Genomic DNA, 12,461 nt, shown 5'->3' with positions numbered 1-12,461 from the left:
CTGCGAAGGCCCTCAAGCCGCGTCTTCCATCTCGACATATTCGGGAAAGAACTGCGGCGCGCGCATTGACCAGGCAGGAGCTGTCGCCGCGGCCTCGCTGATCGACTGCAGCAGTTCCTTGCGACGTTCCGGGCGGATGTGCGGCAGCGCGGCGGCACCGCAAAAGGCGCCGGGGAGCCAGGGTCGCACTGCGGCACCGAGCAGGCGTTCGTAGAGGAAGCGATAGGCCGAGAAGCTTTCGATGCGGCCCTGCGAGAGATCGAACGTGGTCACCCGCAGCAGCGGGCCCATCACACTTTCCAGGTCTTCAAGGCCCGCCGCCTCGCTACCCTCGCCATCTGCGGTCAACAGGCTGCGGAGGAGCTTGAGATCCTGATACATCACGTATTGTGTGCGGATCGAAGCCGCTTCGGCCGGCCCGCGCGCCCAGCGGCGGAAGGCATCCTGCCGTCCGAGACCGATATCGAGACTACGCCGGATATAACGCTGCTCACTCGGCGAAAACCCTGCGAACTCCCGCATCTCGGAGAGAATGGTCTGCGTTGTCGTGGTCGTGGCCATAAGCCCCTCGCTGCGCTTTCCTCTGCCGGACCAACCCTTGCTGTCCAGCGTCGAAGCCCAAGCTAAGCCCGGCTGGTTAGGAAGAGATTAATTGGTTAATGCGCTTCCTCCCGGGCCATCTGGGGAAAGATTGGCAAAGCATGGCAGGCGCTGCCGCTGGGCCTCGTCAGCACCGGCGGCGGTAGCGGAAGTACCAGACCTCATGACCCTGCGCGCGGGCCTTGGCCTCATAGCGGGTTTCGGGCCAGCCGCCGGGGCGCTTCTGGAAGTCCGCCGCCTTTTGCGCCAGCCACTCGAACCGGTCGGTGTGGCGGCGCATGACCATCAGCGCGTGGCGCAAGTAGATCGGGTGATCGGTGCCGAAGCGGAATTCGCCGCCGGGCTTCAGCTTGCGTGCGATCAGATCGACCGGGCCATCGTTCATCATCCGCCGCTTGGCGTGGCGCGCCTTGGGCCAGGGATCGGGGTGCAGCAGGTAGACGAACGAGAGCGCACCGTCCGGCACGCGCGCCAGCACTTCCAGCGCATCGCCGTGGTGGATGCGTACGTTGCGGATCGGCATGCTGGTGGCGCTGCCATCGCTGCCGCGCCCGCCATCGAGATGGACCAGCGCCTGCGCCACCCCGTTGAGAAAGGGCTCCGCGCCGATGAAGCCGTGATCTGGCAGCATGTCCGCACGGCCCGCCATGTGTTCGCCGCCGCCGAAGCCGATCTCGAAGTGCAGCGGGCAATCATGGCCGAACAGGACCTGCGCCGTGACGGGGCCTTCTTCCGGCACCGCGATCTGCGGCAACAGGGTATCTATCAGCGCCTGCTGCCCGGCGCGCAGCGGCTTGCCCTTGGCGCGGCCGTAGAGGCGGTTGATAGTGAGCGGATCGCCCGGCTTGTGTGCGGTCATGATGCGGCGCCTCTGGCAGCGCGATGCCAGCCGGTCAACGCCCCTAGAAGCCGCGCCGGATCCCGATAGTCCAGCGCCGCGGCGCGCCAGGTCCGAGGAAGCGCGGGGAAGAGGCGCCCGGCGCTTCGGCCAGCAGCACCGATCCGATCTCGCCGAACGTGCCGAACGTAGCATGGCGGCGGTCCAGCAGATTGCGCACTTCGCCGAACAGCACGACCTCGCGCAGCAGTTCTATCCCCGCGCGCAGGTCAACGAGGACATAGCCCGGCACCAGCGCCGCTCGGTTCGATTCGTCTCCGAGCAGCACCTGCCCGGAGCGGGCGGAGACTGTTCCGCCGACAGTGAAGCGCCGCCACGGTCCTACCTTCCCGGCATAGTCCAGATTGAGGTTCGCGCTGTGACGCGGCACCCCGGGGAGACGGTCGCCGGGCTGCACGAGGATTGCGCCAGCTTCCGCCGCCGGATTCCCGGGGCTTGCGATCCGTACCGGCGAACGATTGGTGGCATCGGTGAACGCATATGTTGCCGCCACTCGCAGGCCGCCGCGCTGCGCGGTCAGCGAGAGCTCGATGCCCTGCCGCCGCGCATCGCCAAGGTTCTGGAAATAGGCGCGCCCGCGCACGCCCGAAGCGACACGGCGGATCTCGTCACGGCTGTCAGCGCGGTAGGCCGAGGCCAGCCATTCGATCCGCCAGCCGCCAGCGGTACCCTTGCCCGATGCACCCAGCTCCCACGTGTGCGCCACGACCTGGCGCAGCGGCGGATCGGCGACGAAGAAGTTGGCAAGGCTGCAGGGCGCTTCGGGATCGGCGCAGGACAGTTCCGCGGGCGTCGGCGCGCGGTTGGTCTCGGCATAACCGGCGCGCAGCGAGAGGCCGGGAACCGCATCCCAATCGAGCTCCAGCCCGGGGTTGAGCCGGCCGAAATGGTGCTGCCCATTGAGTGCGGTCCCGATCTGATCGTCGAGCCGGATTGCCGCGTAGTTGTAGCGCAGCCCCGCTTCTAGATGCAGGTTCGGCCCCAGCGGCAGCGTCTCCGCCACGAAGAACCCGGCGTAGAGATTGCGCGCGATCACCGAGACCGGGGCGATGGCGTTGTCATCTTGCGCGATCACCGGACCAACCGATTGCACGCCGCGCGTATCGTCCAATGTGCCAAGCTCGGTCGTGGCCCCAAATGCGCTGCGGCCATAGTCGAGGCTCGTGCCGATCGTGAACACGTTGCTGCCGCCCAGCAATGGCCGCCGATCGGTGATCTGGGCCAGCAGACCGAACGCGCGTGAGGACAGCGCACCGTGGTTGAACACGGCATAGGTCGGGTCGCCCGCCAACGCACGGATGGGACGGCCCTGCCGGTCGGTGAGGACTTCGGCTTCTTCCTCTCCCTCGTTTTCGGTTTCGAGGCAAAGGAGCCCGGTATCATCCTCGCAAGGTTCGATATCGGCTGCATCGCCATTGAGCAGGCGGCTCTTCAGCCACTGCGCGTAGAATGCCGCCTGCAACCGCGTGGTCGGCGAAAGATCAGCCCACGGGTGGAGGCTCAGGCGAGCAAAGCGGTTCTCGGTGCGATCCGGATGCGTGAACACCGCGCTGCGGCGGACGGCGAGCAACTCCTCCGGCGCCGCGCCATTGCCACTGAGGCCGGTGCTGGCGAGGACGAGCTTGGCATGGAGCCCGGCAGCGACGCCATCATAGCCCAGATCGGCATAGCCGCTGGCGAGCCGCGAAGTGCTGTAGTCGCGCCAGCCGTCCTCGCCGCGGAGTTGCACCGCCGCATAGGCGCTCCAGCGCCCTGCTGCGCCGCCGGCGGCAAGGCTCACATCGTGCGCGCCGTAAGCACCGAGCGAGGCATTGGCACTGAGGCCGGGTTCGCTGCGGCCCGTAGCAGTCTCCAGCACAAGCGCTCCGCCCAGCGCGTTGAGGCCATAGACCGGGCTCGAATCGACGAGCTCGACCGTCCGAAGCGCGACATCGGGCACCAGATCGAGCGATATCGTATCGCCGAAGGGCAGATTGAACCGCGCGCCGTCGAGATAGGCGGCAAGGCCCTGCGACTGCCCTTGCGCGCCCGATGCGGTCTGCCCGCGATAGACCAGCGCCGGCTGCCACGGATTGCCCTGTGCATCCTGCAGGGTCACGCCCGGCAATTGGCGGGTCAGCGCACCTATCAGGTCCGGCCGCCCGCCGCGGGCGATGTCCCCGCGCGAGAGGCCGAGCGCGTCGTCGCTGTCCACTCCGGCGCCCGGCGCAGTGACGATAATGGACTGATCGATCTCCTGCGCCCGCGCACTGCAGGCCACGCACGCCAGCATGGTCGCAACGGCACTGGTGAGCTGTCCCCTCATCGGGTGCCCGGTATGCAAACCTGGCGTGCCAGACAAGAAAATTGGGATGGACGCCCGGCAGCCCATATGGTCACTGAGGGACCATGTCGGCGATGGAACGCTTGTCGGGTACACCTTCCCGTGAAGCCAGCGCGCTTGCGGACGCCTTGAACGTGCGCGAGCTGGAAGTGCTGCGGCTGCTCGCCGAGGGGCACACGATCAAATCGATTGCCGCACAGCTTGACCGGACCGAAGCCTCGATCAACGAACGGCTGCGCGATGCGCGGCGCAAGACCGGCGTAGGCAGCAGCCGCGAACTCGCCCGTCAGCTGGGAGCCCAGAAAAACTGGGACAAGAATCCTGATCTGGCAATGACATCGCCTTCGTCCGAGGCACCGGTCCAGCCCGCAAGCCGTGGGCTGACAGGACCGAAAGGAACGATTGCCATGCTGATCGCCATGCCTCTCATCGCCGCTGGATCGCTGCTGATGGCGGCCGACGCCCCCTACAACGCAGCTCGCCCGCAAAGCGCCGTGGCCGCAGCGCAAGGATCGCCGCTGGTCGGCCGCTGGGCGCTGGATGTGGCCGCTGTACCCGCCGAAGAACGTCCCCGCGCCGTCACCATCAGCTTCAGCGTCGCACCCGATCGGCGCTGGACCACCCTGGTCGAGATCGTCAATGCCGATGGCGGAACGCTTCACGCGGAATCGACCGCAGCGCTTGATGCCGCTCCCGTGCCGACCGCCGGCAACATGGGCTTCATCGACAGCGCGTCGCTGCGCCAGCCCGCTCCGGGCACGCTGGTGATGACGCTCGGCAAGGACGGCGCGCCCGTTTCTACGCGGGTCTATACCGTCTCGCGCGATCGCAAGTCGATGACCGAGACGATCATCTGGGCGGGCAGCACGATGCCCAAGCTCGAGACCAACACCTTCCACCGCATCGGCTGATCCCCAAACGCAAGCGGCCCGCCATTGCTGACGGGCCGCTGCGCACGGAGGTCGAGGCCGGGGGGCAGGAGGCCGGATCAGGCCGCTTCGACGTCCAGCTTGTCGTCCGGATCGCGCAGCACATAGCCGCGGCCCCAGACCGTCTCGATATAGTTCTCGCCATCGCAGGCATGGGCAAGCTTCTTGCGCAGCTTGCAGATGAACACGTCGATGATCTTGAGTTCGGGTTCGTCCATCCCGCCGTAGAGGTGGTTCAGGAACATTTCCTTGGTCAGCGTGGTGCCCTTGCGCAGCGAAAGCAGCTCGAGCATCGCATATTCCTTGCCCGTCAGATGGACACGGGCGCTGTCGACCTCGACCGTCTTGGCATCGAGATTGACCGAAAGCTTGCCGGTGCGGATGACCGACTGCGAGTGACCCTTCGAGCGGCGCACCACGGCGTGGATGCGGGCGATCAGCTCTTCGCGGTGGAACGGCTTGGTCACGTAGTCGTCGGCGCCGAAGCCGAACGAGCGGACCTTCGAGTCCATCTCGGCAATGCCCGAGAGGATGAGTACCGGCGTCTGCACCTTGGCGACGCGCAGCTTCTTGAGCACGTCGTACCCGTGCATGTCGGGCAAGTTCAGGTCGAGCAGGATGATGTCGTAATCATAGAGCTTGCCGAGATCGAGGCCTTCTTCCCCGAGATCGGTTGCATAGACATTGAAGCCTTCGGTGGTGAGCATAAGCTCAATCGCCTTGGCCGTGGTCGGCTCGTCCTCGATCAGCAGCACGCGCATTGGATAGCCCCTTGTTGCCATTCCCCGATGGCTTGAGCCCCACATCCGGGGCCTTCGCCGTCATTAACCATATGACCAATGAACATGAAAGGTTAATTTATCGTAAGCGAACGGCCCGGTACCCCTCGCATATCACTTATCTGGAATTTGTGCCCAGAATGGCAATTTCCCATTTCCATCCAACAGTTAAGAACCCTTATCTGGGATAACCTCGATGTCCGGGCGCGTATCACGAGGCGAAACCTTTTTTAAGAACTCCCGGTTTATCCGCCCGGTCCGGCGCCGGGAACACCGATCGCACCGGCCGCTTCGCGCAACTTGCGGGTCCCCGCGAGATCGTTGCGGAAGGCCGCAAGCCCGCCTTCGAGTGCCTTCGCCGCCTTGGCCGGCTCACCCAGTTGCATGCGGCTGCGCATCAGCATGATCCAGCCATCGGCATTGCCCGGGTTCTTCGCGAGCTTGGCTTCGAGCCCATCGACCATGCCGCGGATCATCGCTTCCTGCTGCCCCTTGGGCAGCGCCGAAGCAGCCTGTATCTCTGCCGAAGACGGCCCGGGGATCGCCCCGGAGGCGACTGCTGCGCCGTTGGTGGCCATTCCGCTGGCGGGCGGCGCGAACTGCGCGGCGGCAAGGCGCTCCTCGTAGGGGATCTTGTAGCGGTCCCCCACGCTCTTGATCACCGCGCGGATGTCTTCGGCATAGGGCGCATCCGACGGGGTATCCTTGAGCAGCGCGAACCACGCATCGATCGCCTTGCGGTGCTGGCCCGCCAGATCCATCGCCACAGCGCGGAAATACCGCGCCCGCGCATCCTTGGGATCGAGCTTCAGCGCCTTCCTGAACGCCGCCTGTGCGTCTGCCGGAATCCTGCCTTCGCTCTTGCTCGCCAGCACGAGCGACTCGCCGAGGAAGGAGTACGTCTCGGCGTGGGTGTCATCGAGCTTGGTCGCTTCCTTCAACGCGGTCGCCGCTTCGGCGTAGCGCTCGGTCTGGAAGTAGGACCAGCCGAGCATGCGCCAGCCCTCCGCATCGTCGGGCTTGGCCTTGAGCCGTGCCTCCAGGCGAGTGATCACATCATCGACCGAAGGCGCCTGACTTTCGGTGGGCGCAGGTGGCTGGGCGATGATCTCGGCATCGCGCTGCCCGCGCCAGACCGCGACACCACCGGCACTGAGCGCGACAACCGCCGCGAGCACAAGCACGATGCGCCCGCCACGACCGGACGGTTTGCTGGTTGAAGCGGCAGACGAGGAGGCAGGATCTGGGGTCGGCTTGGATTCGGCCTCGGTCATCACATGCTCCCTTGTGCGCCGGTTCAGGCGCGTCCCCATATTGTCGGGCATATCCCCAGCCCCCCGCACCATGCAAGCGGCGGCGCAGCGGATTGCCTCGCGCCGGATCGGAACAGATTGGCGTACCAGCCCGGCTAAATTGCGGCTGGCAAAGCACGGTGCATCGGCTAAACTCCAATGCAAACAGGGGCGCAAATCGGAAAACAGGGCACAGGGCCAGCCAACAGGGGTCCGTGTCAGGCAGCGCGGGGGGCGTGCACCGGTGAGCGAAGTCCATAAGGTTGCAATCATCGGATCAGGCCCCGCTGGCATGAGTGCGGCGAGCCGCGCGGCGCAGCTCGGCCTTGCGCATGTCCTGCTCGAAAAGACCGACCACCTTTCCGACACGATCTACAAGTACCAGAAGGGCAAGCACGTGATGGCAACGCCGTCCCAACTCGTGCTGCGCTCCGATCAGGAATTCGATGCCGGCAAGCGCGAGGACATCCTGGGCCGCTGGAACAAGCGGACCGAGGAACTCGGCGTCAATGTGAAGTACAACGCCGAAGTCAAATCGATCAAAGGCACAGGCCCCGCCATCGAAGGCTCGATCCAGAAGATTGTCACCCGCGCGCGCGACGGATCGACCACCACAACCGAACTGCAGCGCCACGCCCCGCCCTATGCGATCACCTTGACGAACGGCGAAGTGGTGATGGCCGATTCGGTCGTGCTCGCCATCGGCACGCAGGGCAACCCCAACCTGATGCGCTGCCCGGGCGCGGACCTGCCGCACGTGACCTATCAGCTCGACGATCCCTATGCGGTGCTGGACGAGCACATTGTCGTGGTCGGCACCGGCGACGCGGGGATCGAAAACGCGCGCGGGCTTGCCGAAGATTCGGCGCAGGGCAATGTCGTCACCATTCTCAACCGCTCGCCTAAATCGGCAAACGTGCGCGAAAGTTTTGCCACGGCCAAGGAGCCCAATGCCAAGGCGCTGGTCGAGGATGACGCGGCGGGCAAGCTCACCATCCGCTACGAGACCGAGACCAAGGCCATCGAGCCGGGCTGGATCACGCTCAACACGCGAGACGGCGAGGAGCGCATCCGCTGCGACCGCATCATCGCGCGCATCGGCTCGGCCCCGCCGCGCGGCTTCGTCGAGGGCTGCGGGATCGAGTTTGCGAGCAATGATCGGCTCGCTTTCCCCACGCTTTCGCCGCAGTTCGAATCGACCGCGCCCGGCATCTTCGTGATCGGCGCGCTGGCTGGCTATCCGCTGATCAAGCACTGCATGAACCAGGGCTACGACGTCATCGAGTTCATCAACGGCAACGCGGACCTCAAGCCGGCGGACGAGCCGCTGCTCGAAGCCAAGTTCGCCAGCCTGCCCGGCAAGCGCAGCGTGGCTGAATGGCTGGAACTGCTGCGCACCAATATCGCCATCCTGAACGGCATGACCACGCTGCAGCTCCGCGAGTTCATGCTCGATTCGGATGCCCGCTTCTACAAGGCGGGCGATACGATCTTCGAGAAGAACGATCCCGGCTCCTCGCTCTTTGCCATTGCCGATGGATCGGTGAACGTGCGGATCGATGCCAATGATCCAAGCAAGGTCGTGCCGATCCAGAAGGGCTCGATCTTCGGTGAAGTCGGCCTCATTTCCGGGCGGCGGCGCGGCGCGACGGTGGTTGCAGCGAGCGACTGTATCTGCGTCGAGATCAGCCGCAACGCCGCGCTCAAGCTGCAGAGCCAGGTACCGAGCGCCCGGCGGACGCTCGAGCGCATTTCGACCGAACGGCAACTGCTGCAGATGTTCGGCTCCGGTCTCACGCCGGACGACGTGCGCGAAGTCGTCGATACCGCCAAGATCATGGGCGTACGCGCGGGCGAGGCGATCATCACCGAAGGCGCCGACGACAAGGACATTTACGTCATCCGCGTCGGCTCGATCATCGTCGAGAAAGTCGTCGGCGGGAAGCCGGTGTTCCTCTCCTACCTTCCGGCGGGTTCCTATGTCGGCGAGATGGCGCTGATCGATGGCGGGCAGCGCACCGCCACCGTGCGTGCGGCGATCAAGAGCGAAGTGATCAAGATCGACGGCGAGGCGTTCGCGCGGGTGCTTGCGGCCAAGCCGGCGCTGCTGGAGCGTGCGCGCAAGGACATGGAAGCGCGGCGCGCGACCAATGCTTTCGTCGAATCGAAGAAGGACGGTTTCTCCGGCGTCGTCGATCTCTATTCGGAGCAGGCCAAGTTCCTCGTCAGCCAGGGCCTCGGTGAGGCGACCGACGTTCTCCTCATCGATGAACGGCTCTGCGTCGGCTGCGACAACTGCGAGAAGGCCTGCGCCGACAGCCACGATGGCCTTTCCCGGCTTGACCGCGAGGCAGGCAAGAGCTTCGCGCATCTCCACGTGCCGACGTCATGCCGCCACTGCGAGCATCCGCATTGCATGGCCGATTGCCCGCCCAACGCGATCCACCGCGGGGCGGACGGCGAGGTCTTCATCAACGACACCTGCATCGGCTGCGGCAACTGCCAGCGCAATTGCCCCTATGGCGTGATCCGCATGGACAAGGTGCCGCCGAAGAAACCCTCGCTCCTCTCATGGCTGTTCTTCGGCAGCGGGCCGGGGCCGGGCGAGCCGCCGTACAAATGGTCGAAGAAGAACACCAAATACACCGGCGACCCGGCCATCGACGAAGCGCTCGACCGCAAGAAGGCGATCAAGTGCGACATGTGCGCCGGCATCGAAGGCGGCCCGAGCTGCGTGCGCGCCTGCCCGACGGGGGCCGCGATCCGCGTCTCGCCCGACGAGTTCCTGACCGTCGCCCGCCTTGAAAACGAAGGGGCCTGAGCCATGGCAAGCACCCCGGCCCCCACCTCCCGCCGCCGCACCGGCGCCACGCGCGAGCGGCAGAGCACGCACGAGGGCTTCCTCGTCCACAAGAGCGGCAGGTGGATCAAGATATCCGCCGCGCTCGCCGCTGCGCTGATCCTGCTCTACATTTTCGTGCCGCTGCCGCCGCACCACTTCGGCTCGAGCTGGCTGGGCTACACGCTCGGCACCGTGGGCGCGCTGCTCATCCTGTGGCTGACCGCACTCGGCATGCGCAAGCGCGCGATCACGCCGGGGCGCTGGTCGCTGAAGGCATGGACCTCCGCCCACGTCTGGCTCGGCGTGCTGCTGATCGTGATCGGCACCCTCCATTCGGGCTTCGCCTTCGGTTGGAACGTCCACACGCTGGCTTGGGCGTTGATGATGATCGTGATCGTCTCGGGCATCTTCGGGGTGACGGCCTATGCCACCCTGCCCCGCGCACTCTCCGCCAACCGCTATGATGCGGAAGGCGCGATCACCGAGAAGCAGATGGTCGAAGCGCTGCGCTCGCTCGACCGACAGCTCCATGACGCCGCCCAGCCGCTCGACCGGGAGTGCGCCATCCTCGTCGACCACAGCCTTGAGCAGGACCCGTTCACCGGCTCGATCATCAACCGGCTGACCGGGCGCTACCCCGGTGACGCAACGCGCGAGGCGGCGAGCGAACTCCGCCGTCTGCGGGCGCATCGGCCGCGCGTGGCCGATGATCCGCTCGACAAGGTGGACGCGCTGCTTACCCGCAAGGAAGCCATGTTGGCGCGCCTCAGGCGGCATCTCAGGATCAAGGGCTGGCTGCAAGCCTGGCTCTACGTCCACGTCCCCATGACCTTCGCGCTGATCGCCGCGCTCTCCGCGCATATCGTCAGCGTCTTCTTCTACTGGTGAGCGCGCCCATGAGCTATGTCGTCCGCCAGATTGCGCTCAAGTCCAGCGGGGAGGAGATCGTCCGGCGCGCGGTCGTCGAGGAACCCGTTCTCGTCATCGGCCGCGACGGGTCTTCTGGCATTCACCTGCCCGACCTTGCCGTCGATCCCCGCCATGCCCGGATCCACGCGATCGATGCCGATACGCTGCTGATCGAATCGATCGGCGCGCAACCCTTTACGGTCAATGGCCGCTCGACCACGTCGAGCGAACTCGAAGTCGCCACAGGTGCCGAGCTTGCCTTCGGCGGCCATCGCATCACGCTGGCGCGCGAAGCCGAGAGCGGCCTTCCGGCCTTCACCGTGCGCCGCGTGGAAGCCGTCTCGGAAAGCGCCGAGGCCATCGACATCGGCAGCGCCTATACGCTGCAGAAGCTGCTCCCCGGCAAGCGCCTGTCCGCATGGGGCTTTGCCGCGCTGATGCTGCTGGCGTTCCTTGCGGTGCCGATCTGGTCGTGGGCGACCTACCAGCCGCTTGCGCTGCACAAGGATGCGCGTCGGCCGGCGGGCATTCATGGCGACCTGGCGTGGTCCTCGGGCAACCTCAGCCTCGCCCACAAGAACCTCGGCGGCGATTGCCAAGCCTGCCATGTAAAGCCCTTCGTGGCGGTGCGCGACAATGCCTGCATGACCTGCCACACGCAGGATGCCCACCAGCACATCGCCGATGGCGCCCGGCTTTTGAAGGCGCGCGGCGAGCCGACCGGATTCGCCGGATTCCAGCGCACGGTCGCGAGCGCCTTCAACAAGCCCGCCGGAAGGTGTGTCGATTGTCACACCGAGCACGAGGGTGCGGGTGCTATGCCTGCCACGCAGCAGCAATTCTGCACCACCTGCCACGATGGACTGAAAACGCGCTTGCCCGACACGAAGATCGCCGATGCCGCCGATTTCGGAACGGCCCATCCCCAGTTCCGGCCCATGCTCGTGGCCGGGATCGGCGGGGACGGCAAACCCATGTTCCAGCGCGCCGTGTGGCAGCAGGGCATGAAGGAAAACACCGGGCTCAAGTTCACCCACGCCCAACACCTCTCCAGAACCAACGGCATCGCGCAGATGGTGCGCCGCCGCCCGGGCGAGTTTGCCGCCAATGATGGGCTGGGCTGCAAGGACTGCCACCAGACCGACAGCGGCGGCGCGCGGTTCAAGCCGGTGGAGATGGAGAAGGCCTGCCAGTCATGCCACGCGCTGACCTTCGACGAGATCGGCGGCACTTTCCGCACTTTGCGCCATGGCCAGCCCGAACAGGTGGTCGCCGATCTGCGCGCGGCGTTCCGGGGCGGCATGCCGCCGCGTCCGGCCAGCCTCGGCGGGCTGGCGCGGCGCATCCCGGGCGCAGCGTCGCAGCAATCGACGGCCGCAGACTATGCCCGCGCGGTGCACTTCTATCCGATGCAGGCGGACGAGGCCGTGCGCCAAGTCTTCAGCAAAGGCGGCATGTGTTATGACTGCCATACGATCGGACGCGGCGGCAGCGCGGCGACCGCAGGCTTTACCGTGCAGAAAGTCGCGCAGAACGGGCGCTATTACAACAAGGGCTGGTTCGACCATAAGGATCACAACAAGTCCGAATGCGTGACCTGCCACGTCAAGGCAAACAGCTCGAACGATGCCGATGCCGTGCTGATACCCGGCATCGACGGCCAAGGCGGCTGCCGCTCGTGCCATGTCGGCGAAGGGGGGGCGAAACTTGCCTCCACAGCGGTCAAGGAACCGGTCGCGTCCGGCTGCGCGATGTGCCACGAATACCACATGGACAACGGCGCACCGTGGAAGCCGGCCGACAAGCGCAAGGGACCTGCGCTGCTCACCGCAGCCTGGGATCGCTCTCGCCATCCGCCGATGCTGCGATAGACGCCCTGGGGACCGCCG

Annotated in this window: 9 protein-coding genes; 4 read left to right on the top strand and 5 right to left on the bottom strand. The window is 65.9% G+C overall.

The annotated features are described in order from the left end of the window. Positions 1-12: 12 nt before the first annotated feature. From IP83_RS06565 to IP83_RS06555, 3 genes are all read right to left on the bottom strand, one after another. Positions 13-561 carry a hypothetical protein gene (locus IP83_RS06565; RefSeq protein WP_054121408.1) on the bottom strand — a complete coding sequence of 183 codons (549 nt, stop codon included), beginning with the start codon at positions 559-561 and terminating at the stop codon, positions 13-15. Positions 562-727: 166 nt separating this feature from the next. After that, on the bottom strand, positions 728-1,459 hold the full coding sequence (locus tag IP83_RS06560) for a tRNA (guanosine(46)-N(7))-methyltransferase TrmB (protein WP_054121407.1): 732 nt from the start codon (positions 1,457-1,459) through the stop codon (positions 728-730). A gap of 43 nt (positions 1,460-1,502) precedes the next feature. Further along, positions 1,503-3,803 carry a TonB-dependent receptor gene (locus IP83_RS06555; protein ID WP_054121406.1) on the bottom strand — a complete coding sequence of 767 codons (2,301 nt, stop codon included), beginning with the start codon at positions 3,801-3,803 and terminating at the stop codon, positions 1,503-1,505. 92 nt (positions 3,804-3,895) lie between these two features. Here IP83_RS06555 and IP83_RS06550 point away from each other — a divergent pair, with 92 nt between their 5' ends. After that, on the top strand, positions 3,896-4,732 hold the full coding sequence (locus tag IP83_RS06550; RefSeq protein ID WP_082364553.1) for a helix-turn-helix transcriptional regulator: 837 nt from the start codon (positions 3,896-3,898) through the stop codon (positions 4,730-4,732). A 77-nt stretch (positions 4,733-4,809) separates the two neighbouring features. On the opposite strand, the gene ctrA is transcribed toward IP83_RS06550, so the two are convergent. Further along, positions 4,810-5,511, bottom strand: a complete 702-nt coding sequence (gene ctrA / locus IP83_RS06545; RefSeq protein WP_054121404.1) for a response regulator transcription factor CtrA — start codon at positions 5,509-5,511, stop codon at positions 4,810-4,812. Between the two features lie 263 nt (positions 5,512-5,774). Further along, a complete protein-coding gene (locus IP83_RS06540; RefSeq protein ID WP_054121492.1) occupies positions 5,775-6,803 on the bottom strand; it encodes a tetratricopeptide repeat protein in 1,029 nt (342 codons plus the stop codon). Between the two features lie 262 nt (positions 6,804-7,065). Here IP83_RS06540 and IP83_RS06535 point away from each other — a divergent pair, with 262 nt between their 5' ends. The 3 genes from IP83_RS06535 to IP83_RS06525 are packed head-to-tail and all read left to right on the top strand — an operon-like array spanning position 7,066 to position 12,443. Further along, positions 7,066-9,642 (top strand): cyclic nucleotide-binding domain-containing protein, encoded by a 2,577-nt coding sequence (locus tag IP83_RS06535; RefSeq protein ID WP_082364541.1) that lies wholly within the window; start codon positions 7,066-7,068, stop codon positions 9,640-9,642. A gap of 3 nt (positions 9,643-9,645) precedes the next feature. Next, the gene (locus IP83_RS06530) at positions 9,646-10,551 is read left to right on the top strand and encodes a hypothetical protein (RefSeq protein WP_054121402.1); all 906 of its coding nucleotides are present in this window, start codon (positions 9,646-9,648) and stop codon (positions 10,549-10,551) included. Positions 10,552-10,559: 8 nt separating this feature from the next. Continuing rightward, positions 10,560-12,443 carry a cytochrome c3 family protein gene (locus IP83_RS06525; RefSeq protein WP_054121401.1) on the top strand — a complete coding sequence of 628 codons (1,884 nt, stop codon included), beginning with the start codon at positions 10,560-10,562 and terminating at the stop codon, positions 12,441-12,443. Positions 12,444-12,461 lie beyond the last annotated feature (18 nt).

It is taken from the genome of Novosphingobium sp. AAP93, assembly GCF_001296055.1.
In the GTDB taxonomy this organism is placed as follows: Bacteria; Pseudomonadota; Alphaproteobacteria; order Sphingomonadales; family Sphingomonadaceae; genus Novosphingobium.
Note: the sequence above shows the minus strand (reverse complement) of the source record. Positions and strands in the feature narration are given on the sequence as shown.

Excerpts from the sequence above, each read along its gene's own strand:
- IP83_RS06565 (WP_054121408.1), bottom strand. The coding sequence starts at position 561 with ATGGCCACGACCACGACAACGCAGACCATTCTCTCCGAGATGCGGGAG.
- IP83_RS06560 (WP_054121407.1), bottom strand. The coding sequence starts at position 1,459 with ATGACCGCACACAAGCCGGGCGATCCGCTCACTATCAACCGCCTCTAC.
- IP83_RS06555 (WP_054121406.1), bottom strand. The coding sequence starts at position 3,803 with ATGAGGGGACAGCTCACCAGTGCCGTTGCGACCATGCTGGCGTGCGTG.
- IP83_RS06550 (WP_082364553.1), top strand. The coding sequence starts at position 3,896 with ATGGAACGCTTGTCGGGTACACCTTCCCGTGAAGCCAGCGCGCTTGCG.
- ctrA (WP_054121404.1), bottom strand. The coding sequence starts at position 5,511 with ATGCGCGTGCTGCTGATCGAGGACGAGCCGACCACGGCCAAGGCGATT.
- IP83_RS06540 (WP_054121492.1), bottom strand. The coding sequence starts at position 6,803 with ATGACCGAGGCCGAATCCAAGCCGACCCCAGATCCTGCCTCCTCGTCT.
- IP83_RS06530 (WP_054121402.1), top strand. The coding sequence starts at position 9,646 with ATGGCAAGCACCCCGGCCCCCACCTCCCGCCGCCGCACCGGCGCCACG.
- IP83_RS06525 (WP_054121401.1), top strand. The coding sequence starts at position 10,560 with ATGAGCTATGTCGTCCGCCAGATTGCGCTCAAGTCCAGCGGGGAGGAG.